Source organism: Candidatus Thiodictyon syntrophicum, assembly GCF_002813775.1.
In the GTDB taxonomy this organism is placed as follows: domain Bacteria; phylum Pseudomonadota; class Gammaproteobacteria; order Chromatiales; family Chromatiaceae; genus Thiodictyon; species Thiodictyon syntrophicum.
Window position 1 is genome coordinate 1,072,600 of sequence record NZ_CP020370.1, and the last position, 25,011, is coordinate 1,097,610.

The window sequence follows — 25,011 nt, forward strand, 5'->3', positions numbered from 1 at the left end:
TTTATAACCTGGGCTGTCGAACTCTAAGGACCTCATCCCACGAGAGTCCCTGCTGGAGAATCCCCAGAGCCACCGCAGGAACCTGTTTTGTCGTGAAGTGGCTGCGAATAAAGTTATGGACAATCCACAACATATCCAATGTTCTTTGCAAACCAGAAATGCTCTTCGCGTACGTATTCGTTCGGCGGCGATAAGCAGAATTCTTTCGCCGAAATGAAGCGTTCGATGCTTCCAAATGATTAGCATGAATATCGGCTGGCGTCACATCTTGATCGGTTTCTGGATGCTCCGGATGAGGGGTTTCGTATTTGGGACGCGAGTGCCCCGTTCTATCAGTTCCTTTCCCTTTATTCTTAAGGCGCACCTTCACACCGCGACGAAGCACTTTCGGTGGGCGGCCGCGTTTTCCGGTTCGCAATACTTCGTGGCAAATTTCAAACAGGAGATTGCCATACCGACGTTCCCCGTCGGTGACTAGAGTGACATCGCCAGTACGCAGAATGACATCTCTAAGTATTTGTATTGCATATGAAAATAGACTGCGATCCTTTTTCCCGCACTGAAGCGCCCAGATAAATCGACTTGCCCTTTCCATCAGTACGATCGTCCAGCCTTCACAATCCTCCGGGGGGACATTCCTATTCACTTTCGTATAAAGCTCATCACCTTCGATCAGTTGCTCAATAAAGGTGTGCGTCAGGGCATATATGACCAGCACATCCTTGCAATCGGCCAGGCGACGCTCCCATAGGAGCAACGTATTCTTCGCAATCGCGAAGGCCCGGCAGGCGGCGTTCAAGCCGATCCCCTCAGTGCGCGTTTTGAGCACTTGAATGATGAAGCTGGTCGGTTTCCTGAGCCTCTCGATAAGGGTGGCTTTGGTCTCGGAAAAGAGCCTATTGCAACTTTGACATCGCCACAGCAAACGCGTACCGTTATGACCGGTTTGATACGTCTTGTGATGCCGACAATTCTGTGAATTGCAATGAGGGCATGTCCATTGTCCGTTCAAGAAGTTCTCACTTATTCAAAAAGTGACGGAAACCCGCGCCGAACTAGATATATTACATATATTTCAATGTCTTGTAAACAGGAATTATACTGAACCAGTGCCTCCCTCCCTCCCTCCCTGCAAATCTATTCCCAGCCGCTGGCTGACCAGGCCCGCGTACTCCGACCATTCCGCGTCGTCGAGCCCGGCGGCCATGCCCAGCCGGCGCAGGTTCGCGCGCAAGTCGGCTTCGGCTGCGATGTGGGCCAGGGGGCCGGGCTCGCCCTTGGGGCGGGCGAGGACGTGGCCGTCGGGGGTGACGACCAGCTCGGCGAGGGCCGGGGTGGTGAACTGGCGCTCCAGGACGAAGCCGAGGATGGCGGCGAGCTGGAGGCTCATGTTGGGAAAGCGGGTGGGGGAGAGCTTGTCGGGGAGGGTGATGGTCATCAGGTCTTTCTCTCGCCGTCTAAGGCGGTCTCCAGCAGGAACAGTGCAACCGCTGCCATGGCGTTAATCGCGAACCTCGCATGAACGGGTTTGAGCGGGGTACGGTCGTCGGTTTGCCCGTGTGCCGCTCCATACTTGGTCCGCAGGGTTCCGACGGCGGCAGAGATGTTGCTGACCGCCCCGAGGATGCGCTTCATTTCCACTTCGGCGGCGACTTCCGGAGCAAGATTGAGTGCTTTCGTTGTCTCTGTGATGAGAGACTGGATAGCCTGATTCGAGGGGATCGCTTGGCCGACCTGGGCCAGAATCGCCTTGCATACGCTCTCCAGCGTGGCGCATGCGCTCGCAATCGCTTGGGCGGGATCGCTCGCCACGCTGGAAATCGCACGGTCCAAGTCGCGCCGACACGCGATCAGCCCGCCCTGGCTCAAGACCCCGTGCAACGCTTCGGCGGCGGGAGCTAGGTCGAGCTCATCGGCGGCCATCTCGCCTTCGTAAGTGAGGGAATTTATTATTGCTGATAGATATTTCAGGTGGGGACCATCACTACCCATCATTAGATGCAAATCATTATGCGGTATCAACCCCCTGTTCTTCATTGCTATTAGACACTTCGCATCGAGATCAAACTCGCGAAGATCTTCCGTCGACTTACCCGCGGCTTGGAATTCTTTCCGACCTCCGCGAATGTCCCGCAACAGCCGTTTCATCCGATCATCGAGTCCGAACGTGCTCATTGATGCGTCTCCTGCTCCTGCGACCGCTCCAAATTCAGCGCCAGCAACCGCCGCAAAATCTCCTCCTCCGCCATCCCCGCCCCGTAGTCCCCCCACCCGTAGGCCGCCGCCACGGCCGCATCAAGCGCCTGGTGAGCGTGGTCCAGCCAGGTCGGGCGGGCGTTGTAGAGGTTGGTGAGGGTGCGCTTCTTCAGGTCGGCCGCGTGCTCGGGCTTGGGGATGATCCGGTCCGGGTAGCCGTCGACGACTTCGGGCACTCGGTCCACCCAGCCCGGCGGGTTCAGCCAGGCCTCGCGCAGGGCGTTGAGCCGGTAGGCAGCCTCGGCGATGCCCAGGGCGGCGGCGCGGCGGTCGGGGGCTTCGGGCGGGAGGATGACGCCGGAGTCAAGGGCCTCGGTGGGGCCGGCGGTGTCGGCGGGGTTGAGGCCGGGGGGGAAGGGGAAGGTCTCGAAGGTGGTGGTTGGGGTGTAGCGCGGGCGATCCTCAAGGCTCGTGCCCATCCTTAAGGACCAAAGCTCGTGAAACCGCGAGTGCAGGATGCCGAAGGTCGTGTCGTCGGACCGGGCAATGACCACCAACTGCTTGTCCGGGCAGAAGGAGCAATCCAACCACTTAAAAACCCGGTACTTTGCTAAAGTTGGAGTCACGATAAAGCGATTCAGCCGAGCAATCGCGGCACGCATTCCCGGCCTAGACTCTGCATGTATCCACCACCTCTGTCGGTAGGCCTCGCGCCTATTCGAGGAGCGAAAATTCTCGACATTTTCTTTGAGATAAGCGAAGGGCATTTCATACAAAGAGGCGTTATCCAAAGGAAGGTCGGTTCCAAAATCGACAATCCAGAGATCGGAAGGTCTTTTGGTTATGTTAATGCCATTTGCCCAAGGCTGCAAAACATCGCTATTTGATCGGTCGTGAGGATTGGGAAGTCTGAGCCAGGCCCGCGCAACGTCGCCATGAATCTCGAACTTTCCGTTTTTCTGAGTACCCAGAAAAGCGACCCCGAGGTTCTCTGGAATCGCCTTACTCCGGATTATCGTCGATTCTTTCTCATCGTGTCCGGCTGTAAGATCGGCATGAATAATCATGACCTGCTGACCATTCAGCATCGCTCCCTGCCTCTCATCGGTCTCTATCAGAGAGGGCTCAAGAGCGCCGATCAAGCACACCAGGCTAACCCTTACCGCCGCTCCCTCATTTACCCAAGGCTCGTCGCTCCAGGCGTTGAAGATCCGCCCACTCTCGCAAATCCGCCCCAGCACCTTGCGGTTAGCACCTCCCCGGATGCTGTTAGTCGCGACCAGACCCGCATAGCGCGCACGCCCGACCTCAAGCTCTGCGCGTGCCTTCTCGAACCAGTAGGTGACCAAATCAGCCCCGCCCGGAACACGCCCTTGGTAAAGCGACCGCAGGCGCGTGACGTACTCCTCTCCCAGACCGCCGAGCATCTTCTTATCACCCAGAAACGGCGGATTCCCCACGATGACATCCGCCACCGGCCACTCCGGTTCCGTCCCGTCCGGGTTCACCACCGCGTCCCGCTGCTCGATGGTATTCAGCGGCTTCAGGATCGGGTTCTTCGAGAGGTTGAATCCGTGCGACAGCATCCATTGGATCTCCCCAATCCACACCGTCACCCGCGCCAACTCCGCGGCGTAGGGGTTCAACTCGATCCCCAGGACGCACTCCGGCCCGACCATCGGGAAGGCCCTCGACAGCCCCAGAGTCTCAGCCTCGAGGATGACCTGGTGCTCCAGGTCCTTGAGCCCCAGCAGCGACAGCAGCAGGAAGTTGCCGGACCCGCAAGCAGGGTCCAGGACCCGGAAGTGAGCGAGCCGCGCGAGGAAGCCCTGCAGGACCCCGTGCGCGTCGTTCTGGGCCTTGGTCCGCGCCGAGGCCGACTTCGCCGCACCGGCCTTCGCCATCACGGCCTCGATCTCCCCTTTCCTGGCGGTCCACTCGTCCCGCAGCGGATCGAGCACCACCGGGTCGACCAGGCGCATGATCGAGCCGCGGTCGGTGTAGTGGGCCCCGAGCTGGCTGCGCTTGTCCGGGTCCAGGCCGCGCTCGAAGAGGGTGCCGAAGATGCTCGGCTCAATCGCTGACCAGTCCAGCGGGGCCAGCGCCCGCAGGGTCTTGATGTCGTCTAACTCCAGGGGCAGGGTGGCGGTGGAGTCGAATAAGCCGCCGTTGAACCAGTCCACCGGATCGAAGCCGACGCGCCCGCCCTTGGCCATGGCGCCGAACAGGTCTTGCAGCATCCCGGTGAGGCTGGCAGGGTCCTTGAGCCCCGCATCCAGCAACCGGGTGAACATCTGCCGGGGCAATAGCTCGATGTGCTCGGCGAACAGGCAGAACAGGACCCGGATGCAGAAGTGCCCCACCGCCCAGGGGTCATGCCCGCGGGCGCGTAGGGCCTGCGCCAAGCCGCCGAAGCTCCCGGCCGCGGCCTCGGTGAGTGCCGCCGTGGTCTGGTCTGGCCGCAACCGCTCGGGCTCGGTGAAGGCCCACTTCAACAGCCGGCGCTTGCCGGCGTCGCGCAGGTCCTCCAGGAGCAGGACATGCACGTCCGGCACCGTGCCCGTGAAAGCCGTATGGATCTCGATCCGGTCCATATCGGAGACGATCAGGAGCGGCGGGTACTCCAGCGCCGGGGTGTAATTCTGGAGTTGCTGGAAGGCCTTCTTGAGGTCTTTATGCTTTCCCTTGTACTCCCAGCCGAAGCAGTTCCTCCGCCAGACATCGGCCCAGCCGTCACCACCGCCGGCTTTGGCCGCGCCCTTCTCGAAGCAGTACCAGGAACCGGTCGGATCGGCCGCGGCCGGGCTCGGCTCCTCCAAGAGGCGGCAGAGGTCGAGGAAATGCTCCTGGGAGCCCGAGCGCTCCTTGAGGGTCGCGTCCTTCCACTTGTCGATGAACTGGTCTGGCGTCACGGGGTGCTGTCTTCTCGCTTCTCACCGAGGGCGTAGCTATTTTGGTTGCTGACTGCGGAGTATCTTTTCGTTAGCGAATCCTTTTTCTTTCGCCAGAAAGAGGAAAAACTTCCGGACAGCGGTTTTGACTTCACCTTCTGTCGCGCTCCCTATCTTGCTGGCAAACCATCGCCTGAAGCCACTGTTGACCATGCCTACGGTGAGATCGTCGAAATTTCTCACTCCGCAATCAAAACATAAGAAGTCCACCAGCGCCGCAAGAATAAAGATATGCTTACGAATCGTTCGCTGTGACAGCGTATCCGCCAAGCTGGCCTCGAAGTCTTTTATGAGCGGATCAAAGTAAAGCCGACAAGGACCGTCGTCAGGAATATCGCTGATAGTGAAATACTGTGGCAATTTCATATCCCGTACCAAGTGGTCGATGTATTCAAGCGTGCATTTATCAAATAGATCATCGATTCTCTTGTGCGTCAGCACCGGTTTGATCTTAGCTGGTGACATGGCTGATTTTTTGGCCTCGATCATAATCCCGGCCACTGGGAGCGCCGCACCCCAGTGCGGCGCGATCTCGCGAGCGACCGCAGCGTTGCGTGCTGCGGACAGGCCGGGCCGCACTGGGGTGCGGCGCTCCCAGTCGGTCGGCCTGAAGGCCAACCGACACACCGCGGTGGCCGGAACGATGATCGAGGCCGATTTTTTCAGTTGCTATCGCTACAAATACTTGAATTTTTTCTTCCGGAGACAGGGATATGAGCGGCGATTCAATCATCGTCAGTGCTCCGGTTGCAGGTCATTCGCAGCGCATAGCGTGGGGTGAAAGCACTTCAGGGGTGCAGTACGGTCAGGGCACCAGGGTTGGCCTCGACAATCCGCAGCAGCGCCCTGGCCGGTCCGGTCGGACGCACGCGATGCTGCTCCCAGTTCTGCAGCGTCTTGGGCTTGACGCCGATCAGGTAAGCAAAGCGTGTCTGGCTGAGGCCGGTGCGCTCGCGGATCAGCTTGACATCGGGGTCCGGAAATTCGCGCACCCGTGTTTTGGCCACGGTCTCTCCGCGCATATGGCGACCCATGTCGCGGACGCTCTCCAGCAACTCGTCAAACTGCTGGTTATCCATGATTTATCTCCTCATCAATGACAGCGGCCAGCCGGTGCAGTTGTTCCTTGCTTAGGTCGGCCGCCGCGTTCTTTGTAAAGGCATAGACCAGATAGCACTGCTCCTTACTGAGCCAGTGGTAGTAGATCACTCGCGCACCGCCGCGTTTTCCACGCCCCTGCAGTGGCATTCTCACTTTGCGGAGACCGCGACCACCGGGAATCAGGTCCCCCGCCGTCGGGTTTTCGAGCAGAGTGCGCTGCAGTTCCGCGAGGTCTTCATCCGAGAAGATATTGGCGGCGCAACGAACGAAAATCGGCAGTTCGATGAAAACCATGGTCCCATTATACGCTAGCAGCGGAGTTTGGATTATCATCCTTGGGGCCATGGGCACCCGTAGGTCCGTGTTCCGGTCGACCAGGCACCGCGGGTCCCCCGCGAGGCCGGGCTTGGCCTGAAGCGCAACGTCCGCAAGACGACGCGTGGCGTCCGCGCTGCCCGCCCCCCTTGGTCCCAGCCCCCGCTTGCCGCATCATGCACGGCTGACCCCCGCCCACCGGACTGAGCATGACGGACACCCTGATCTACAACGCAGAAGGCCTGGAGCGCCAGCCCCTGGCCGTTTTTACCGAGAAGGCGTACCTGGACTACTCCATGTACGTGATCCTGGACCGCGCCCTGCCCTATGTGGGCGATGGGTTGAAGCCCGTGCAGCGGCGCATCCTCTACGCGATGTCCGAGCTGGGCCTCTCGGCGGCGGCCAAGTTCAAGAAGTCGGCGCGCACCGTGGGCGACGTGCTGGGCAAGTTCCACCCGCACGGGGACAGCGCCTGCTACGAGGCCATGGTGCTGATGGCCCAGCCCTTCAGCTACCGCTATCCGCTGATCGACGGGCAGGGCAACTGGGGCTCGCCGGACAACCCCAAGTCCTTTGCAGCCATGCGCTACACCGAGTCGCGCCTGACGCCCTACGCGGAGCTGCTGCTGGGCGAACTGGACCAGGGGACGGTGGACTGGCAGCCCAACTTCGACGGGACCCTGGAGGAGCCCAAACTCCTGCCCGCGCGCCTGCCCAATCTGCTGCTCAACGGGGCCAGCGGGATCGCGGTCGGCATGGCGACCGACATCCCCTCCCACAACCTGCGCGAGGTGGCGCGCGCCTGCATCCACCTGCTCGACCACCCGGACGCGACGGTCGCCGACCTGACCGTCCATGTCCCCGGTCCTGATTTTCCGACCGCCGGTGAGATCATCACGACGCCCGCGGAGATCCTCAAGATCTACGAGACCGGCAACGGGAGCCTGCGCCAGCGCGCCCGCTACGAGGTGGAGCAGGGGGATGTCATCATCACCGCGCTGCCCTATCAGGTCTCGGGCGAGCGGCTGATGGAGCAGATCGCCGCCCAGTTCAACGCCAAGAAGCTGCCGATGATCGAGGACTTCCGGGACGAGTCGGACCACGAGTTCCCGACCCGGCTGGTCATAGTCCCGCGCTCCAACCGCGTGGACATCGAGCGGCTCATGTCGCATCTGTTTGCCACCACGGATCTTGAGCGCAGCTACCGGGTCAATCTGAACCTGGTGGCCGGCAACGGTCGGCCGCGGGTCATGGATCTCAAGGAAATCCTGGCCGAGTGGCTGACCTTTCGCACCGCCACCGTGCGCCGCCGCCTGGAACATCGGCTCGGCAAGGTCCTGGACCGGCTGCACCTGTTGGAAGGCCTGCTGATCGCCTATCTCAACATCGATGAGGTGATCCGCATCATCCGCACCCAGGACGAGCCCAAGCCGGTCCTGATCGAACGCTTCGCGCTCAGCGACACCCAGGCCGAATACGTCCTCAACACCCGGCTGCGCCAGCTCGCCCGCCTGGAGGAGATGAAGATCCGCGGCGAGCAGGCGGAACTGGCCGCCGAGCGCGACCAACTCCAGGGCATCCTGGGCGACGAGTCACGGCTGAAGCACCTGATCCGCGACGAGATCATCGCCGACGCGGCGAAGTACGGCGATGCGCGCCGCTCCCCCCTGGTCGCGCGCACCGCCGCCGCGGCCCTGGACGAGACCGAGGTCTCCCCGAGCGAGCCGGTGACCGTGGTCCTGTCCGAGAAGGGCTGGGTGCGCGCCGCCAAGGGCCACGAGATCGACGCCGTGGCCTTGAGCTACCGCTCCGGCGACCAGTTCCTCACCGCCGCCCGGCTGCGCAGCAACCAGACGGCCGTGTTCCTGGACAGCACCGGGCGCAGCTACTGCCTCCCGGCCCACACCCTGCCGTCGGCCCGCGGCCAGGGGGAGCCCCTGACCGGGCGGCTCGACCCGCCCAAGGGAGCGAGCTTCGTCGCCGTGTTGGGCGAGCCGCCCCAGACCCGGTTGCTGCTCGCCAGCGACGCCGGCTACGGCTTCATCGTGCGGATGGAGGAACTCTACGCCAAGCCCAAGGGCGGCAAGGCGGTGCTCACCCTGCCCGCAGGCGCCCGGGTGCTGCCGCCCATGCCGATCCCGGACCTGCCGAACCCGCGCCTGGCCGCCGTCACCAACAGCGGCCACCTGCTGGTCTTCCCGGTCTCCGACCTGCCCGAGATGCCCCGCGGCAAGGGCAACAAGATCATCAGTATCCCCGCCGCCAAGGGCGCCGAACGGCAGGACTGGCTGGTCGCCGCCGCGGTGGTGCGCGAGGGCGGCAGCCTCATCATTGCGTCGGGCAAGCGGACCTTCACCCTGAAGCCCGCGGATCTGGACCTCTACCAGGGCGAACGCGGGCGGCGCGGTAAGCCGCTGCCGCGGGGGTTTCAGCGGGTGGATGGGTTGACGGTGGACTGATGGCGCGGTGCCGCGTCAATAGCCCCGCGTGGTGGGACGCGGATGCGGCGCGTTGGGTGAGGATGAAACAGGCGCAGATATCCGCCGGCGCAATGCACTCACCCGCGCGGTCGAGATGCGTCAGGCTGTCGGGGAGGCCGTCTATGACCGCACGGACCCGCGGCTCACGCCGGTCTTCGAGGAATCGATGGTGCCGGCAGGGACCGGTCGCCTGCTGCTGATGGAGGGCAAGGCCCCGCCCACCCTGGCCGAGCAAGGCGAATCCGTGCTGGTCCGGTTCCGCAAACAGCCCATCTCCGCCCCCTTCCGGCTCTTCGTCGCGGACGAGGGCAAGGCCGGTCGCGTCCTGAGCGTGGAGCACTTGCTGGTGCTCCATCATCTGCTCGGGCATCCGGAGCTGGACACCGCCTCAGTGTCTTGAAGGATCGGGCGCGCCGTGGCGGGGCTGGACTCAGCAACCAGGAGATCCGGCAGATCACCCACTACGACCGAAACCAGGTGGTGCGCCCGAATGCGCCTGGCTAGCCGAGCCGGTGCGAAAGGTCGACGCGTAACGCGACTTCAATGCGCTCCAACGCATCCAAGGCCAATAGCCGCAACCTCTTGTCGAAGACCTACAGGTTGACGGCATTCTCGAAGGTCGCGCCAGACGCGAAGGTATCGAGTGCGAGGGTCTGCACCTTGATCCTGGATTTCGGGGGCTTGCGCCCAAACTCGTCCACCGGTCACTCTCTCCACACCTCCGCAGCCAGCGGCAGATCGTTGAGTTCGGCCCGGGCCTCGCGCCAGGTCGGGTAATGCTCCCCCAGGATGGCCGTGAAGTGATCGCTATGGGTCGGTTCCAGCAGATGCACCATCTCGTGCACGATCACGTATTCCAGCAGGTGCTTCGGCTTCTTCACGAGTTCAGTGTTTAGGCGGATGTGTCCGGCGGTGTGATTGCAGCTCCCCCACCGAGTCTTCATGCGTTGCAGGAAATACGCGGCCACGCGCACCCCAAGCCGCGGCTCCCACTTGGCGATGAGCGAGGGGACGACTTCGTGCAGCAGGGCCTTGTGCCACTGGTGCATGACCTCGGCGCGCTTCGCCGGGTCGCTCCCTGGGCGTACGGTCAGGTGGATGCGCTTATGGTCGAGGGAAACGCCTGGCTTGCAGTCCCGCTCAACGACCGTTAGGAGGTGACGGCGCCCCCACAGATAATGACTCTCACGCTCGACGAACTCGCGCGGCGTTTCGCGCGCCTGGGCTTGCAGTCTCGCCTGCTGGCGCCGAATCCAGCCCAGCCTTGAGATGGCATAGGCCCGGGCCACCTCCAGACGCGTCCCGGTCGGTGCAACCAGTGTGACCCGGCCAGCGGGCGGGTGCACCGAGAGGTGAACCAGCTTCACGTCCTTGCGCGTCACCGCGATGTCGATCTCGCCGAGCTGGATCGTCTCGGTCATCAGTACCCCGGCTGGTTCTTGATGATATCGAAGAGGGCCTGGGTGGCCTGCCGGTCGCGGTCGAGCAGGGGATAGAGCACATTGAGCACCTGGGCCTCCCGGGCCTGATCGCCCCGCCAGCCCGCCGGGGCGTGGTCCCGGACGGCTTGGTCGATCTTGAGCCCCAGCGCGGCCCTGTCCTCATCGTCCCTGGGGTACTGAAAGCGGTTCGCCGGAATCGAGCCGAGATTGTTGTACAGCACGGTGGCCTCGGGTTTGCCGTGCAGAGCGGCAGGCACCTCGGCGTCGGGCTGCCGTGACGCCAGCCGTCTGACCAGCTCCTCGGCCTTGCGTAGGAATGTCTCATAGGCCGCCGCATCCGCCCGACTCTGTTTGATCAGGTCATCGAGCAGTTTCGACATCTGATCGTAGAACCGCAGATCGGCGAGTTGGTCGCGGATGATCGTCTTGCGGACGTTGTTGATGATCCCCTCGGCGATGGCGTTCCGGGAGAGCTTGCCGGTCGCGTTGAGCTTCCTGGCGATGGCGTCGTGAATGCCGGTCTCGATGATCATTTCGACCAGGGAATAGTCGTCCAGGGTCCCTTGCGCGGCGGCCGGATCGGCCTGGATGTAGGTGTTGATGAGGTGGCGCATGTCGCCCTCGAAGGGCTTGGTGTCCAGCTCCTCACCCGAGTGGTGCTTAATGGCGGCGCGGATGTCGCTATAGAGATCGGCCTCAGCCTGCAAGGTAACTGCCTCGGCGTCCATATAGCCCGCCTCGGTCAGGTATTGCGCGATGGCGGCAAAGGCGCGCACGAAGGCGGCGACCGCCTTATAGAACGCCACCCGCAACGGCTCGGTCTCGCCAAGTGCCGCGGGATTGGCCGCGTCCCCGCAAAAATACCGCAGGAATTGCTCGACCTCACGCGGCGCTGTGACCGGTTCGCAGAGATAGCGCAGCGCCTCACGGGCCTCCTCCAGCCGATTTCTGCCCTCCTCCAGCCAGTCCTTGAGATGTACATTGTTGTCGCCGCCGCTGCCCTGGTCCGGGTCCAGCTCGTCCGAGCTATAGACGGCGATGGCCTGCTGCACGTCCCCGAACAGTTCCTTGAAGTCGACGATATAGCCGTAGTCCTTGTCGTCCCCATCGAGCCGGTTGGTCCGGCAGATGGCCTGGAACAGGTTGTGGTCGCGCAGTTCCTCGTTGTCGAGATAGATGCAGGTGCAGCTCGGTGCGTCGAAGCCCGTCAACAGCTTGCTCACCACGATCAAGAGCTTGAGGTTCGCCGGCTCCGCGACGAAGCGGCGCTTGATCTCCTCCTCATAGGTCTTGGCCTTGGTCTTATCGGGCTTCGCCACGATGTCTTGTAAGAGCGCAGTATAGGTATCGAACTTGTAGCGCTCGTCGCTGTCCCGTGGGTCACGGGAGATGGCGTTGTGGTTCGGCTCGAAGGATGTGATGATCCCGCAGTAGCGACCGAAGCTTTTGTTCTGGAACAGCCGGAAATAGTGGCAGGCGTCGTAGATCGAGGCGGTCACCAGGATGGCCGTGCCGCGGTCGTTGTTGAGGCGGGGCTTCAGGCTGAAGTCCTCGATGATGCTGGCGATGATGCGCTCTTTGCGCTCCCCCGAGCTCATCAGATCTTCCATCGTCGCCCACAGCTTGCGCAACACCGCCTTTTGGAAATTGTTGAGCGTCTTGGTATGCTGCTCAAACCACTGATCGATGGCCGTCTGCGAGCCGAGCCGTTGCGGCACGTCGCGGGCCTCGTATTTGAGGTCGAGCACCACTTTGTCGGCCACCGCCTGGTGAAATTTATAGGTGTGGATGTAGGTGCCGAAGACATCGCGTGTCATCCGCCGGTCCTTGCGCAACAGGGGCGTACCGGTGAAACCGATGAAGATCGCGTCCTTGAGCCAGCGCTTCATCTGCGTGTTCATGTCGCCACCCTGGGTGCGGTGGCATTCATCCACGAAGACGTAGAAGCGACCATGGATGGGCGGCGCCGGACCCTTCAGGTCGGCCGGATCGAACTTGTGGATGAGGGCGCACAGGAGGCGCGGCGTGGGCGATCCCAGCTTCTCGACGAACTCCGCCCGCGAGCCGATGCGCGGCGAGGGCGAGTCGGCGCCGATGACCCCGGCGCTCTTCATCACCCCCTCGATTTGCTTGTCCAACTCGTCGCGGTCGGTAATGATGAGGATACGCGCATCGGGGTCGTGCTCCAGCAGCCACTTGGCGATGAGCACCATCAGGATGCTCTTGCCGCTGCCCTGGGTGTGCCAGATGACACCGCCCTCGCCTTGGCCGATCCGCTCCTGCGCCGCCTTGACGCCCTGGAACTGGTGCGGACGCGGCACCTTCTTGTGGCCCGCGTCGAAGATGACGAAGTTGTGGATCAGGTCGAGCAACCGGGTCTGGTTGCAGAGTTGCGCGAGCGGCCGATCGAGCAGCGCACCGGCCGCGAGTGCCGTGCCCGCCTCGGGGGCGGCCTCGTCCTTCCACCGGACGAAGAACTGCTCCGGCGTCCCCGTGGTGCCGTAGCGCAGGCCCTGCGAGTCGCTGCCCGCCAGCAGCAATTGCACGGTGCTGAAAAAGCCCTGATTGAAGATCGGCTCCTGATTGGTTATGAGCTGGCGCACGCCGTCGGCCACCTCCACGGAACTGCGCTTGAGCTCGATCATCGCGACGGCGATGCCGTTGATATAGAGCACCAGGTCCGGGCGCCGCTCATAGCCGCCCTTGAGCGTCACCTCCTCGGCCAGCCCAAAGTCGTTATTCTCCGGGTGATCCCAGTCGATCAGGTGCACGGTATCGAAAGCCTGGCCGGCGACGATCTGCACTTGCACCCCGTAACGCAGCAATTGATAGGTGCGCAGGTTGGCCTGATAGAGCGTGATGCCCGTGACATCCGCGGCCAGCTCCAGCTTGCGCAGGGCGGCACAGATATGCGCGTCGGAATAGCCGCGCCTCATGAGGTTTGCGCGCAGCAGCGCTGTCTCAATGGGGCGGTTATTGTGCCGCTTGCTCCAGTCGCTGAGGTAGCTGAAACCCAGTCCACCGCGCTCGATCGGCTTGGTAAACAGGGCGATCACGCGGTTCTGGGTGCGGCGTTCGGAGCGGGCTTGTTCAGACATCGGAATCTCCCTGGGAAACGAGCCATACCCTCCTGATGAGGCGTAGCGGTGGTAGCGGATTGGATACGGGGAGCCTGCTCATGACCTCGGCGGCTTCGATGGTCTTGGCCTTGACAGCTTCTTCACCGCCTTCGCTGCCTGCTCAAACTCTGCGTCCACGCGCTGCGGCTGCGCATCCAGTAACCGACGATAGCGCACATACTCCAACTCGGCCTTTGCCCTGGCGGATTCGGCGGAAATCGTGCCCGCGTGATTCAGCAGTTCGCGGCCGGAGATCTTCAGAAACTCATCCAGTTTCGAGACCCAGTCCCGCATGGTCATCGGCCTGCGTTCCAGCGCCTGCAACTCCGCATATTCGAGGTAGAGATTCACGATGCGGTTCAACACCTGCAGTTCGTCCTCCGTGAGGAAATTCTTGGCCACGGCCACGTCATCCTTGCGCACGATGCCGCCGGGCCGTGTCGCTTGCAGGCCCATAAAGGGCTTCGCCGCATCCGCGCGCTCGGCGATCACCTCGGCAGCCGTGTGACCGTGGGTCGCCCAGTGCATCTTGTTCTGCACCGTGGCGAAGAAGCGCTGCGAGGTCTCGTCGTCGGGCGTGTAGTCCACGCTGGTCGCGTAAATGTCCAGGACCTTCTGATAAAATCGCCGTTCGGACGAGCGAATGTCCCGAATACGTTCCAGCAGCTCGTCGAAGTAGTCCTGCTGACCCTTGCCCGGCGGGTTCTTGAGCCGCTCGTCATCCATGGCGAAGCCCTTCACCAGATAGTCGCCCAAGCGCGCCGTCGCCCATTGGCGGAACTGGGTACCGCGATGGCTGCGCACCCGGAAGCCCACGGCCAGAATGGCCTCCAGCCGGTAATGGCGCAGGCTCCGTGTCACCTCCCGGCCACCTTCGACCCGAACTTGTAAGTAATCCTTACAGGTTGCCTCCACCGCCAGTTCGCCTTCGGCAAAGATGGCCTTCAGATGCAGCGTTACGTTCTGGGGCGTGGTCTGGAACAGTTCGGCGATCTGCGCCTGCGTCAACCACAAGGTATCGTTCTCCAACCGGCACTGGATGCGTGTGCGCCCGTCCTCCGTCTGGTAGAGCAGGATTTCGGATTGCGGCAAGGGTTCGTCGCTCATTCCTTCACCTGCGCGTGCACCGCGTCTTTGGGTGCGACCAATCGCGTGCGGCCGGTGAGCAGTTCCTGCATCATGGCCTGCTTGAGGGCGCGGGTCTTGGTGCGGCGGGACTCCAGTGCCGCGAGCTCGGCGTCCATGTCGGCGAGGACGGCGGCGATGGCCGTTTGTTCGTCTTTAGTCGGAGGGAGTCGCATCTCGAATGTTTGGAAAGTCGGAAGGCGTAGAGAGTCAACTGTCGCCTTAACGGTGTTCTGCATGGCCCATACGCCGAAGTGCATTGCCATGTAAAGATAAACGAACTTCGCTGAGACCTCTGGTTCGAACTGAGTGATGGCGTAAACGCGCTGATGCACGTCGAAGCGCCCCCTAATGTAGTGGAAGATGCTCCCGATTCGGCCTTCCCCAGGTACAAGGATAGCCTCACAGTCATGGGAATATGTATCAATCCGCTCAATGACGTCGGAGCGCACGAAAAACGGATACTTTCCGCCCTCGATTTTGTCCTCGTTGTTTCGGCTTCCGGTCTTGATGTGCGCAACGTTGCCCAAACAATTTACTTCCCAGGCGCCGTGGAATCCGGGCAGGCGGGTTCGGCCGGTGAGGAGTTGCTGCATCGCGGCCTGTTTGAGGTTGCGCTTCTTGGCAACGAGTCGGTCCAGCCCGCCCAGCAGCGCATCCACATCACCCAAGGCCATCGCGATAGCTTCTTGCTCGGCAAGGGGGGGAGAGCGACAGGTAGCTGGCCAATAGCCGTCTTGTTGATCGTGGCCAAGTTTGTTGTCTGCTTCCCAGCCACAAGGAAATAGCGTCGCGCTTGAGTGCCGCCGGTCCAAATATTCAAATATTCATGTGATAGAGTCGGCCGGCATCGGACAACAAACACATGGTTCTGGTGAACGCATGGGCTGAGCTCGCCATGCCAACAAGACCCGCGCCCCAACTTGTCGAGGTCTCCCCCTTCATTCATCAATACGTCCCCGGGCAGGACGGCGTAGCGCGCGATGTCGTTACGCGACACCTCAATCTCGCTCATCTCCGTGAGATCCAAGAAACCATCTTGAACATTTGCCACTCGAAGATAATGCACAAGGATCGGATCGGGAACCGAAACATTAGCGTTCTTCGCAATACCTGACCTGATTTCAGCAACATTGCAAAGGGGCATTACCTCCCAATCAACCGGAAGCACGCCGGCAGCCGTCTGCTTGTAACCATGCGGAATCAATGGAGAATCGAGAGTGGGTAATTGAGAACGATTATGGCGATGATTTTCCATTTTCAATTCTCCATTCTCCATTATCATCAAGCCCCGCTCCCTCCGCAGCCTCAACCAGCGTCCGCTCCAACTCCCGCCGCAGCTCCTCGCGTTCGGGCAGGTAGAGCTGATATTTCTGCACGAAAAGCTGACTGTTCATTTGGTAGGTAGCATACTCGACCAACAGCTCGTCTTTGTCGCGGGTAAGGATAATACCGATGGGCGGGTTGTCGCCCTCGGTGTTTTCCTCCGCAGCGAAATAACCCAGGTAGAGATTCATCTGGCCGATGTCGTGGTGCTCGACTTCGTCAATCTTGAGGTCGATGAGGACGAAGCAGCGTAAGATGCGGTGGTAGAAGACCAGATCGACGCGGTAGTGGCGGTTGTTGATCGTAATACGGTATTGCCTGCCGACGAAGGTGAAGCCTTTCCCCAACTCCAGTAAAAAAGGCTGCAAGTGGTCGCACAGCAGGGTTTCAAGGTGGGTTTCCGAGGGGCGATAGGGCTCGGGTATCTTCAGAAACTCAAAGACGTAGGGCTCGCGCAGGAGATCGGCGGGCTGCTCGATGACCTGGCCTTCGTTCGCCAGTTGCAGAATGCCGGCCTTGTCTTTGCTGACCGCAAGTCGCAAGAACAAGGAGGCGCTCTTTTGCCGCTTCAGTTCCGGGACCGACCAACGTTCGGCGATGGCCTGCCGTTCGTAAAACTGGCGTTCAAGCTCGTCGTCCAGCTTGAGGAGTTCCACATAGTGCGACCAACTCAATTGGTGAGAAGGCTTCTGACTTATTGGATAACGTAGGTACAGCAGCCGCATGTACACGAGGTTGCTGCGGCTGAAGCCCTTGCCGTGACGCACCCCAAGGTCGCGCGCCAATTGGCTCAACAAGGCCCGGCCGTACTCGGCTCGAATATTTCCTGCTTGCTCATATTCGACGATGTACCGCCCGACCCGCCAATAGGTGTCGAGGAGATGTACGTTGACGGCCTGTACCGCCTGAACCCGGCCGTGGGTATAGGTATCCGAGATCTGTTCCAGGAGATGTCGGTAGCCATCGCTTCGGGCTAAGTCCATGACGCCCCCATTCGCCTGAGATGTTCATCGACCCGCTCGGCAAGTGTCGCCACTTCGTCGATGATTTGGGGCAGCGGTTCCGCGTAGCGTTCAGCCAACTCCCGGATGCGCCCGGTAAGTGTCTGCGACACGCGCTCCAACTCGCCCTGGACGGCCGCATCGATCCGCGCCATCCATTTGTCGTCCACCACCAGCGCCTTGATCTCGGCCTCGCTGAGCTTGGGATACTTGGCATCGATCTTCTTGTCCAGTGCCTCCTGGGCTGCCTTGCGCTTGGCCTTGGTCTCGCCCTGGCGATCCAGCAGGTCCGCGTAGGCCGCAAGCGCTTCCCGCTCCTCCGCGTATAGCGGGTCCTTGCCGATCTCTTTCAGCCGCGCCTTCACGGCCTTGGCGGTGATCTTCTGCCGGTCAGCCTCGCCCTCGACGACCTCGGCGAGCAGCCCGTCCTCGCCGCCCTGCTCCTCGCGCTGTTCATCGAGTGCCTGCTCCAGCCGAGCGAGTTCGTTGTCGAGCGCTTCGATGGCATCGCGCTCGGCGACAAAGTAGTGGGCGACCAGGATGGTCGCGGGGATCAGGTCGGATTTGAAGCGGCGCCGGCCCTTCAGGTAGTCGTGCGGCTCGGGCCAGACCAGCTTGTTGTCGCGGTTCCTGACCTGGACGACCTCACGGGGGTGCGCGCCCTCGATCCAGCCGTCGACGGCGATCAGATAGGTGTCGTCCTGCATGGCCTCGGCCCAGTAGTCCAGCAGGTGCTGATAGACGTCGTAGGCGTCCAGCAGCGGGGCCTGGCGGAAGGCGGCGAGCAGGTCCTCGGCGATGCGCTCGATCAGGGCCTTGGGGTGGCCGTCGATGCCGAATGCCATGAGCCGTGTGGTCGTGGATGTGCGCCACTCGGTAAAGAGCCCGGTCGCGGTCGTGTTGAAGGCGGTGAACTCGGGGTGCCCGAGGATGGCCGGCTTGACCTCCGGCAAGGGGCGCCGCAGGCGCGCATAGCCGGGGCGGCCGGCGGACTCAAAGAGTGCGGCACGCCCGCCCGGGAGGACCTGCCAGTAGTCGGCCAGCGCATCGAGGTCGCGCTCCGGGATGCCGCCGGCCAGGTGGGCGGTGATGTCGTGCAGGTCCTCCGGCTCCGCGCTGTCGATATAGCGCGGCAGGTTGAGGTTATAGTCGTTGGCGGTGCTGCCGATCTCGGCGAAGGGCACCAGGCGGGCATAGCGCGGGGTCTCGGTCTGCCGGTTGAAGGTGTCGATGATCCGGTGGATGTCCTGCTCGCGCAGTCGATTCTTGTTGCCGTCCTTGATGAAGCCTTTGGAGGCGTCGATCATGAAGACGCCCCGGCGGGCGGCGGCGTTCTCCTTGTCGAGCACCAGGATGCAGGCGGGGATGCCGGTACCATAAAACAGATTGGCGGGCAGGCCGATGATGCCCTTCAGGATACCGGAGCGCACCAGTTGCCGGCGGATGACGCCCTCGGCATTGCCGCGGAAGAGCACGCCATGGGGCAGGATGCAGGCGCCCCGGCCTGTGCCCTTCAGCGAGCGGATGATGTGCAGCAGATAGGCATAGTCGCCCTGTTTGGTCGGCGGCTCGCCCCAGGCAAAGCGCTGGTAGGGGTCGTCGGCGGCAGCGACGCCGGTGCTCCAGGTCTTGTCGGAGAAGGGCGGATTGGCGACGACATAGTCGTAGGTACGCAGGCGTTCGCCGTCCTTGAACTTGGGCGCGGCGAGGGTGTCGCCGCAGAGGATGGTCGCGGTCGGGAAGTCGTGCACGATCATGTTCATGCGGGCCAGGCCCGCGGTGGTCACGTCCTTCTCCTGGCCCTTGATGGTGATGCGCTTACCGGCTTCGGCGGCGACCTTGAGCAGCAGTGAGCCTGAGCCGCAGGTGGGGTCATAGGCGGTGGTCGAGGCCCGGGCGTTGTATGGCCCGATGCCGATGACCTTGGCGATGACACGGCTGACCTCGGAGGGGGTATAGAACTGGCCCTTGCTCTTGCCGCTTTGCGTTGCGAAGTGACGCATCAGGTATTCGTAGGCGTCGCCCAGGATGTCGTCGTGCTCGGCGCGGTGCTGCGAGAAGTCGAGCTCGGGCTTCTGAAAGATGCCGATGAGGTTCGACAGTCGCTCGACCATCGCCTGGCCTTCGCCGAGCTTGTTGGGGTCGTTGAAGTCGGGGAAGTCGCTCTTCGACAGGCGGGCGTTGGCTTCCACCAGGGGGGTGATGATGTGCTTGTTGATCCGGTCGCCGATGTCGCTCTTGCCCTTGAGGGCGATCATGTCCCTGAAGCTCGCGCCCTTGGGGATGTTGACGGGCGGGGCGAAGTCGTCGCTGTCGGCGTACTTGTCGCTGACGTACTTGATGAACAGCATGAACAGGACGTAGTCCTTGTACTGACTGGCATCCATGCCGCCGCGCAGTTCGTCGCACGAGGCCCAGAGGGAGGAGTAGAGATCGGATTTCTTGAGGGCCATGGTGCGATTCAGTCGTGCTGGTCTAGAGGGTCCGCAGCGGCCCCGGATCAAGGCCCGCACCGGTGCGCCGACGGCGCGAGGCGGGCGGGCGGCGCCCCGTCAGGTCGGGCGCGGTGCGCAAGATCGGCGTGGACGTCGTGGCCCGCTGCTCGGCGGTCATGCGGGGAGGCTACGGCAATATAGCGTAAAGCGCGTGCGCGTCGGTCAGATCGGACGGAACGACATGCGGACCCGGAAACACCGACGGCGCCATCCGGATGGCGCCGTCGGTGTGATTCAGAGAGGAATTTGGCGCGCCCGACAGGATTCGAACCTGTGACCCCAGCCTTCGGAGGGCTGTACTCTATCCATCTGAGCTACGGGCGCTTGTGACTCGATTGACCCTCAAGGTCGTAAGTCGCGGCGTTGGCGAGGGACCCTTGCGGTCTGCTCTACGCGACTTGTAAGGATACAGGGGCCGGGGCGGTGCGTCCATATCCGCGTGGCGGACGCCGCCGGGGGCCGGGCGGGCGGACCAGGGCCGGCCCGTCCGGCCGGAGACCCTGAGGGTCGCGCAGCGACGCGGTGGGAGCGGCTTCAGCCGCGACGCGACCTCGCAGGCTGCCGCGTAGTCTCGTCGCGGCTGAAGCCGCTCCCACGGGGACCCGCGGGTTCCGGGCGACGGACCACTCTTCGCGGCCCACCGGCTGAAGCCTCGGCCTCCGGTGGGGGGGACCGCGGGAGGCTAGCCCAGGATGCCGCGCAGGTTGGCCAGATGCGCCAGGCCGCGGGCGCGGCCGGCGGCGGGGTCGGCCGCGCGCTGGTCGTCGCGCTCCAGGGCGCCCTCGGGCAGTTCGGCGAGGAAGCGGCTGGGTTCGGTCTGGATCAACTCACCGAAGAGTTTGCGGCGCCGCGCATAGCTGAAGGTCAGGGCGCGCCGCGCCCGGGTGATGCCGACATAGGCCAGGCGGCGTTCCTCCTCGATGCTGTCCTCCTCGATGCTGGTGCGGTGGGGCAGGATCTCCTCCTCCATGCCGACCAGGAAGACCTGGGGGAACTCCAGCCCCTTGGCGGCGTGCAGGGTCATCAGGTGGACGCGGTCGCCGCCGGTCTCCTCGTCCTGGCGGTCGAGTACGTCCATCAGGGTCAGGTGGCTGACCATCTCGCCCAGGGTCTTGGCCTGGTGGTTACCCTTGTTCAGGCTGCCGAGCCATTCGATCAGGTCGTGGACGTTGTCCATGCGCCGGTCGGCCACCGCCTGGCTCGAGGCGTTCTCGCGCAGCCAGCCCGGGTAGTCGATGGCCTCGGCCAAGGCGCGCACGGCGGTGACCGGGTCGGCCGCGGCGCGTTCGGCGAAGGTGCCCATCAGGTCGGTGAAGGCCTGGAGCCGCTCGCGTTGGCGCTCCGCCAGGTGCTCACCCAGGCCCAGTTCCCCGCAGGCGGCGAGCAGGCCGACCCCGCGCCCACGGGCATAGGTTGCGAGGTGCTCCAGGGTGGTGGGGCCGATCTCGCGGCGCGGGGTGTTGACCACCCGCAGGAAGGCGGCGTCGTCCTGCGGATTGGCGAGCAGCCGCAGATAGGCCATCAGGTCCTTGACCTCGGTGCGGGAAAAATAGGAGGTCCCGCCGCTCAGGAAATAGGGGATGCTGTGCTCGCGCAGGGCCTTCTCGAAGGGGCGCGCCTGGTGGTTGCCGCGATAGAGGATGGCGATGTCGCCGAAGGGGACGCCGTCGGTGAACTTGCAGTGGAGGATTTCGGAGACGACGCGCTCGGCCTCGTGGGCCTCGTCGCGGCAGCTCAGGACGCGCGGGGCCTCGCCGGGGCCGTGGTCGCACCACAGGCGCTTCTCGAAGACGTGGGGGTTGTGCTTGATCAGGTGGTTGGCCAGCGCGAGGATGCGCGCGCTGGAGCGGTAATTCTGCTCCAGGATGATGACCTTGAGCGTCGGGTAGTCATCCTTGAGACGGGCCAGGTTCTCGGGCCGGGCGCCGCGCCAGGCGTAAATGGACTGGTCGTCGTCGCCCACTACGGTGAAGGCGCCGCGGGGGCCGGCGAGTTGGCGCACCAGTTCATACTGGGCGCCATTGGTGTCCTGGTACTCGTCCACCAGGAGATAGCGGATGCGCCCCTGCCAGCGCTCCAGGACCTCCGGGTGGGTGGCGAAGAGGCGTGCCGGTCCCAGGATCAGTTCGTCGAAGTCCACCGCGTTGTAGGCGCGCAGGCTGCGCTCATAGTCGGCATAGAGCCCGGCGAGTTGGGCCTCGAAGGCGTCCACGGCGAGCAAGCGGGCCTGATCCGGGTCGATCAGGTCGTTCTTCCACGCCGAGATCCGGTGCGCCACGGCCGCCGGGTTGAAGGCGTCCGCGTTGGGGATGCCGCGCAGGTGCTCCTTGACCAGCGATTCGCTGTCCTGGCCGTCCAGCAGGGAGAAGCCGGGGCGCAGGCCGACCGCGCTGTGCTCGCGGCGCAGGATGTCGAGCCCCAGGGTGTGAAAGGTCGATACCCGCAGGCCCCGGCTGTCGCGGCCTTTGAGTTCCTTCAAGGCGCGCTCGCGCATCTCGCGCGCCGCCTTGTTGGTGAAGGTGACGGCGCCGATGTGGCGGGGCGCGATGCCGCAGGTACCGATCAGGTGGGCGATCTTGCGGGTGATGACCCGGGTCTTGCCGGAGCCGGCACCGGCCAGGACCAGCAGGGGGCCGGCGGTGTAGCGCACGGCCTCGGTTTGGTTGGGGTTGAGGCCGTTCATGGCACCGCGCAAAGGGGAGGGAGAGGGCTCGATTATCCGGGAAAGGGCAGCCGGGCGGAAGCGACCGGGCGCGCCCACGCGCTGTATCAGGCGTCCGCTTCACTGCCGTCAACTGAAGCCGCGCTCGCGGCCCAGGCCGCCTGCCACTGGAGTCCAAGGCTTAACCCGGTGGTGGGCGCCTGCTGGGGGTGCCCGCCAATACGGCCCCAAGGGCAGACCCGCGACACTCAGCCCCGGTTCGCCAGTTCCGCCTTGAGGCGCGCCAGCGCGTCCTCGGCTTGGGCGCGCGCCGCCTCGGCGGCTTCCCGGGCCGCGATGGCCTGCTGCATGCCTTGCTCGGCCACGGCCCGCGCCTGTGCCTCGGCTTGCGCCTGCGCCTGCGCTTGCTGCATGGCCGCCGCCGCCCGTTCCTCGGCCTCACGCCAGCCGGGCAGCACGAACTGTGCGTAGACGGGGTCGTGGCGCATGGCCTCGGGGCTGGGCTGGGTCAGCAGGTCGTCCAGACGGAACTGGAACCCCGGCAGGACGCGGGAGCCGATCACCCCGGCCACGGGCACGATGGGCACATAGATCCCGGCGGCCGTACGGGCGTAGAAGACCTGACGCTCGGGCTCGCGGTGCAGGATGTAATACTCAGACACGCCGCCGGCCGCGTACTCGGCCCGCTTGGTGACCGCGTCCCGCGCGATGCCGCGACGATCCTTGTCCGACAGGGCCTCGATACAGAGATCGAAGACCCCGCGGTAAGATGCGTCCAGCGGCTGGAGCGGCACCGGATTGCCGTCGCGCAGGACGCCCAAGTCCGGCTTGCGGATGACGGTGCCGGTTGGCAAGGCCAGCCGGAAGCCCATCTCCAGGGCCACCATCCGCGCGCCGGGGCGGGCGCGCAGGAAGTGCCGCAGCAACTCGGTGAACCAGGCATAGACGAGAAAGGTCCCATAGTCGGACACCGGCTTTTCCTCCAGGCGACCGTTGTTCCACTCGTAATGGACGTCTGACTCGAAGTAATAGTCGCGCCAGTACTCCTCCTCGGTGACCTCGCGGCCGTCTTGAGAGACCGGCTCGCTCACCAGCGGCATCGCCGGTGGCCGGCGCACTCTGGCTCGGGCGCTGGTAGTCCTGGGCATGGGTCGACCTCGCGACAGTTGGTGGCGGGACTGGTCAAAGGTTAGCACTTCCGGGCGCGGGTGCAGCCGACAGTCGTCGCACTCGTTCGCAAGGTCCCCCTGGGAACACGGTCCGCGAAGCCCCGCTTCGCGCGTACTCCGAGTCCGGAAGCAGGGCTTCCGTGATCTGATTCGCCAGAGCATGACGAAGGCGGTGAGTTGCAGGGTCCGCTCCAGCGTCTTGAAGATCTGGTCGAGCCGGCCGCGGTACCGGTCGCAGGCCGGGGCGACCTGCCGCAGGCGGGCCCGGGCATCCATCCCGTCCGGAACTTCAGGCGTCGGTCGGCAAACCCCGGCAGCCACACACATCCCGGAAACCGTTCCGGACAGGCCCATACCCCGTCCGGCGTGGGCTGCATGGGGGAAACTTGCAGTGGCATCAGGCCAGAGAAACGGCGCCCGGGAACGCGCCGTTTCTATCCGCGGCCGTTCGTAATACCATGGCGGTCTCCTCCGCCCACGGTGACGCCGAGCACTCGATGAAGTTTTTTGCCGCCCCTGCCTTGCTGCTCCTGGCCTGCGCGCTCCCCGTGCTGGCAGAAGACCCGCCGCCGCCGCCGGCCACCCCCCCCGCGCCCGGCGCGGGCGGATTCCTGGAGTCGCCGTCGGTGGCTCCCTCGCCCGTGACCGGGGACCCGGTCGAGCCCGAGATCACCATCCGGGAGGGTGCGAACGAGACCATCTACGAGTACCGGGTGCGCGGCCGGCTCTACATGACCAAGATCCAGCCCCAGATCGGCCCGGCCTATTACCTGATCGACAGCAACGGGGACGGGTCCCTGGACCAGCGCAGCAGCATTCCGATGGACATCAACGTCAATCAGTGGCTGCTGTTTTCCTGGGACTGACCGCAGCCGCCTGGTGCGCACGGCGCACCCTACGCCTGAGCGCCGGTGCGACCGCGCCCGGCACACCGGCGGGGCGGCGATGGTCTGCCACCCGCACTCCAGGACCCTGGCCTGGCAACGCGGGTGGTCCGGTCAGCCTAGTCGTGCAAGCGCGCCAGCGCGGGAGCCGTCGCGGCGGCGGCGCGGCCCAGGGTCGGCGGCGGGGACATCAGGGGCTCCAGTTGCGTCAGCATCGCGTCCAGCGCGCGATCCAACCCCAGGTCCAGCTCCGGCTGGACCTCACGGAATTTGACCCCGACGCCGGCGGGGCTGCGGTGTACCACCGCCGCCTCCAGGCGCCACGGCTTCCCCACACACTCCATTTCCAACTCGACCCGGGTGCCGACGGGCAGGGTCAGGTTGCGTACATTGAGATACATCCCCTGAGTCGACAGGCTGCGTCCACGCGCCGTGAAAAATCGCCGGCCGTGGTACAGGATTTGCACCTCGATGTCGATCGGGTGTCTGACAGGGTCGTGGCGCTCGGCCATCATGGTTTGCTCCTCCTTTGGTTTATCGACGTTCTTTATTATGTTAGGAACAATAGTTCATCGCGTGGTTGAATTCAAATGACAATCGTGTGAACCGGACCTCCCGACCGGGACGGCGGCTGCAAGCGACGCGCAAAAAGAAACCCCGAAGGTCCGGGGGTGGGCTTTCGGGGTAATTGCTTCCCCGGCTGGGATGGCCGGGGACAAGGGAGCCGCACGGGGGGGAGGATCGG

At 63.6% G+C, this 25,011-nt stretch carries 20 protein-coding genes and 1 tRNA gene; 3 read left to right on the forward strand and 18 right to left on the reverse strand.

Annotated features, from left to right (window positions below):
• Position 1 precedes the first annotated feature (1 nt).
• The 7 genes from THSYN_RS04720 to THSYN_RS04750 all read right to left on the reverse strand — a co-directional run bounded on the left by THSYN_RS04720 (position 2) and on the right by THSYN_RS04750 (position 6,542).
• The gene (locus THSYN_RS04720) at positions 2-1,012 is read right to left on the reverse strand and encodes an IS1 family transposase (protein ID WP_100918116.1); all 1,011 of its coding nucleotides are present in this window, start codon (positions 1,010-1,012) and stop codon (positions 2-4) included.
• A gap of 84 nt (positions 1,013-1,096) precedes the next feature.
• Entirely contained in the window at positions 1,097-1,438 is a 342-nt protein-coding gene (locus THSYN_RS04725; protein WP_100918117.1) for a hypothetical protein, read from the reverse strand.
• A complete protein-coding gene (locus THSYN_RS04730; RefSeq protein ID WP_100918118.1) occupies positions 1,438-2,175 on the reverse strand; it encodes an abortive infection family protein in 738 nt (245 codons plus the stop codon). Before THSYN_RS04730 ends, THSYN_RS04725 begins: the two co-directional genes overlap by 1 nt.
• The gene (locus THSYN_RS04735) at positions 2,172-5,108 is read right to left on the reverse strand and encodes a class I SAM-dependent DNA methyltransferase (protein ID WP_100918119.1); all 2,937 of its coding nucleotides are present in this window, start codon (positions 5,106-5,108) and stop codon (positions 2,172-2,174) included. The genes THSYN_RS04730 and THSYN_RS04735 overlap by 4 nt, the downstream gene beginning before the upstream one ends.
• Positions 5,109-5,144: 36 nt before the next feature.
• Positions 5,145-5,765 (reverse strand): hypothetical protein, encoded by a 621-nt coding sequence (locus tag THSYN_RS04740; protein ID WP_157817460.1) that lies wholly within the window; start codon positions 5,763-5,765, stop codon positions 5,145-5,147.
• 170 nt (positions 5,766-5,935) lie between these two features.
• A complete protein-coding gene (locus THSYN_RS04745; RefSeq protein WP_100918121.1) occupies positions 5,936-6,226 on the reverse strand; it encodes a helix-turn-helix domain-containing protein in 291 nt (96 codons plus the stop codon).
• A complete protein-coding gene (locus THSYN_RS04750; RefSeq protein ID WP_100918122.1) occupies positions 6,219-6,542 on the reverse strand; it encodes a type II toxin-antitoxin system RelE/ParE family toxin in 324 nt (107 codons plus the stop codon). Before THSYN_RS04750 ends, THSYN_RS04745 begins: the two co-directional genes overlap by 8 nt.
• 230 nt (positions 6,543-6,772) lie before the next feature.
• Here THSYN_RS04750 and parC point away from each other — a divergent pair, with 230 nt between their 5' ends.
• Both parC and THSYN_RS04760 read left to right on the forward strand, forming a co-directional pair.
• Positions 6,773-9,022, forward strand: a complete 2,250-nt coding sequence (gene parC, locus THSYN_RS04755) for a DNA topoisomerase IV subunit A (protein WP_100918123.1) — start codon at positions 6,773-6,775, stop codon at positions 9,020-9,022.
• A gap of 115 nt (positions 9,023-9,137) precedes the next feature.
• Positions 9,138-9,443 carry a hypothetical protein gene (locus THSYN_RS04760; RefSeq protein ID WP_216644678.1) on the forward strand — a complete coding sequence of 102 codons (306 nt, stop codon included), beginning with the start codon at positions 9,138-9,140 and terminating at the stop codon, positions 9,441-9,443.
• A 100-nt stretch (positions 9,444-9,543) separates the two neighbouring features.
• Here the strand turns inward: THSYN_RS04760 and THSYN_RS35675 are convergent, their stop codons facing one another.
• The 10 genes from THSYN_RS35675 to THSYN_RS04815 form a co-directional block, all read right to left on the reverse strand.
• Positions 9,544-9,621: a hypothetical protein gene (locus THSYN_RS35675; protein ID WP_335582510.1), complete on the reverse strand. Its 78-nt coding sequence runs from the start codon at positions 9,619-9,621 to the stop codon at positions 9,544-9,546.
• A 126-nt stretch (positions 9,622-9,747) separates the two neighbouring features.
• Positions 9,748-10,464: a M48 family metallopeptidase gene (locus THSYN_RS04770; protein WP_100918124.1), complete on the reverse strand. Its 717-nt coding sequence runs from the start codon at positions 10,462-10,464 to the stop codon at positions 9,748-9,750.
• Positions 10,464-13,583 carry a type I restriction endonuclease subunit R gene (locus tag THSYN_RS04775; RefSeq protein WP_100918125.1) on the reverse strand — a complete coding sequence of 1,040 codons (3,120 nt, stop codon included), beginning with the start codon at positions 13,581-13,583 and terminating at the stop codon, positions 10,464-10,466. The genes THSYN_RS04770 and THSYN_RS04775 overlap by 1 nt, the downstream gene beginning before the upstream one ends.
• Positions 13,584-13,661: 78 nt before the next feature.
• Positions 13,662-14,711 carry a virulence RhuM family protein gene (locus THSYN_RS04780; protein ID WP_100918126.1) on the reverse strand — a complete coding sequence of 350 codons (1,050 nt, stop codon included), beginning with the start codon at positions 14,709-14,711 and terminating at the stop codon, positions 13,662-13,664.
• A complete protein-coding gene (locus tag THSYN_RS04785) occupies positions 14,708-15,406 on the reverse strand; it encodes a restriction endonuclease subunit S (protein ID WP_100918127.1) in 699 nt (232 codons plus the stop codon). Before THSYN_RS04785 ends, THSYN_RS04780 begins: the two co-directional genes overlap by 4 nt.
• Before the next feature lie 561 nt (positions 15,407-15,967).
• Positions 15,968-17,038 carry a PDDEXK nuclease domain-containing protein gene (locus tag THSYN_RS04795; protein ID WP_100918129.1) on the reverse strand — a complete coding sequence of 357 codons (1,071 nt, stop codon included), beginning with the start codon at positions 17,036-17,038 and terminating at the stop codon, positions 15,968-15,970.
• On the reverse strand, positions 17,029-19,509 hold the full coding sequence (locus THSYN_RS04800; protein ID WP_100918130.1) for an HsdM family class I SAM-dependent methyltransferase: 2,481 nt from the start codon (positions 19,507-19,509) through the stop codon (positions 17,029-17,031). The genes THSYN_RS04795 and THSYN_RS04800 overlap by 10 nt, the downstream gene beginning before the upstream one ends.
• Before the next feature lie 289 nt (positions 19,510-19,798).
• Positions 19,799-19,875: transfer RNA gene (locus tag THSYN_RS04805), tRNA-Arg, on the reverse strand.
• A 358-nt stretch (positions 19,876-20,233) separates the two neighbouring features.
• Positions 20,234-22,234: a UvrD-helicase domain-containing protein gene (locus THSYN_RS04810; protein ID WP_100918131.1), complete on the reverse strand. Its 2,001-nt coding sequence runs from the start codon at positions 22,232-22,234 to the stop codon at positions 20,234-20,236.
• Between the two features lie 227 nt (positions 22,235-22,461).
• Positions 22,462-23,313 carry a Uma2 family endonuclease gene (locus tag THSYN_RS04815; RefSeq protein WP_236848915.1) on the reverse strand — a complete coding sequence of 284 codons (852 nt, stop codon included), beginning with the start codon at positions 23,311-23,313 and terminating at the stop codon, positions 22,462-22,464.
• Positions 23,314-23,879: 566 nt separating this feature from the next.
• Between THSYN_RS04815 and THSYN_RS04820 the strand changes: the two genes are divergently transcribed.
• A complete protein-coding gene (locus THSYN_RS04820; RefSeq protein ID WP_100918132.1) occupies positions 23,880-24,248 on the forward strand; it encodes a DUF2782 domain-containing protein in 369 nt (122 codons plus the stop codon).
• Between the two features lie 137 nt (positions 24,249-24,385).
• Here THSYN_RS04820 and THSYN_RS04825 read toward each other — a convergent pair whose 3' ends face one another.
• Positions 24,386-24,781: a PilZ domain-containing protein gene (locus THSYN_RS04825; RefSeq protein ID WP_100918133.1), complete on the reverse strand. Its 396-nt coding sequence runs from the start codon at positions 24,779-24,781 to the stop codon at positions 24,386-24,388.
• Positions 24,782-25,011 lie beyond the last annotated feature (230 nt).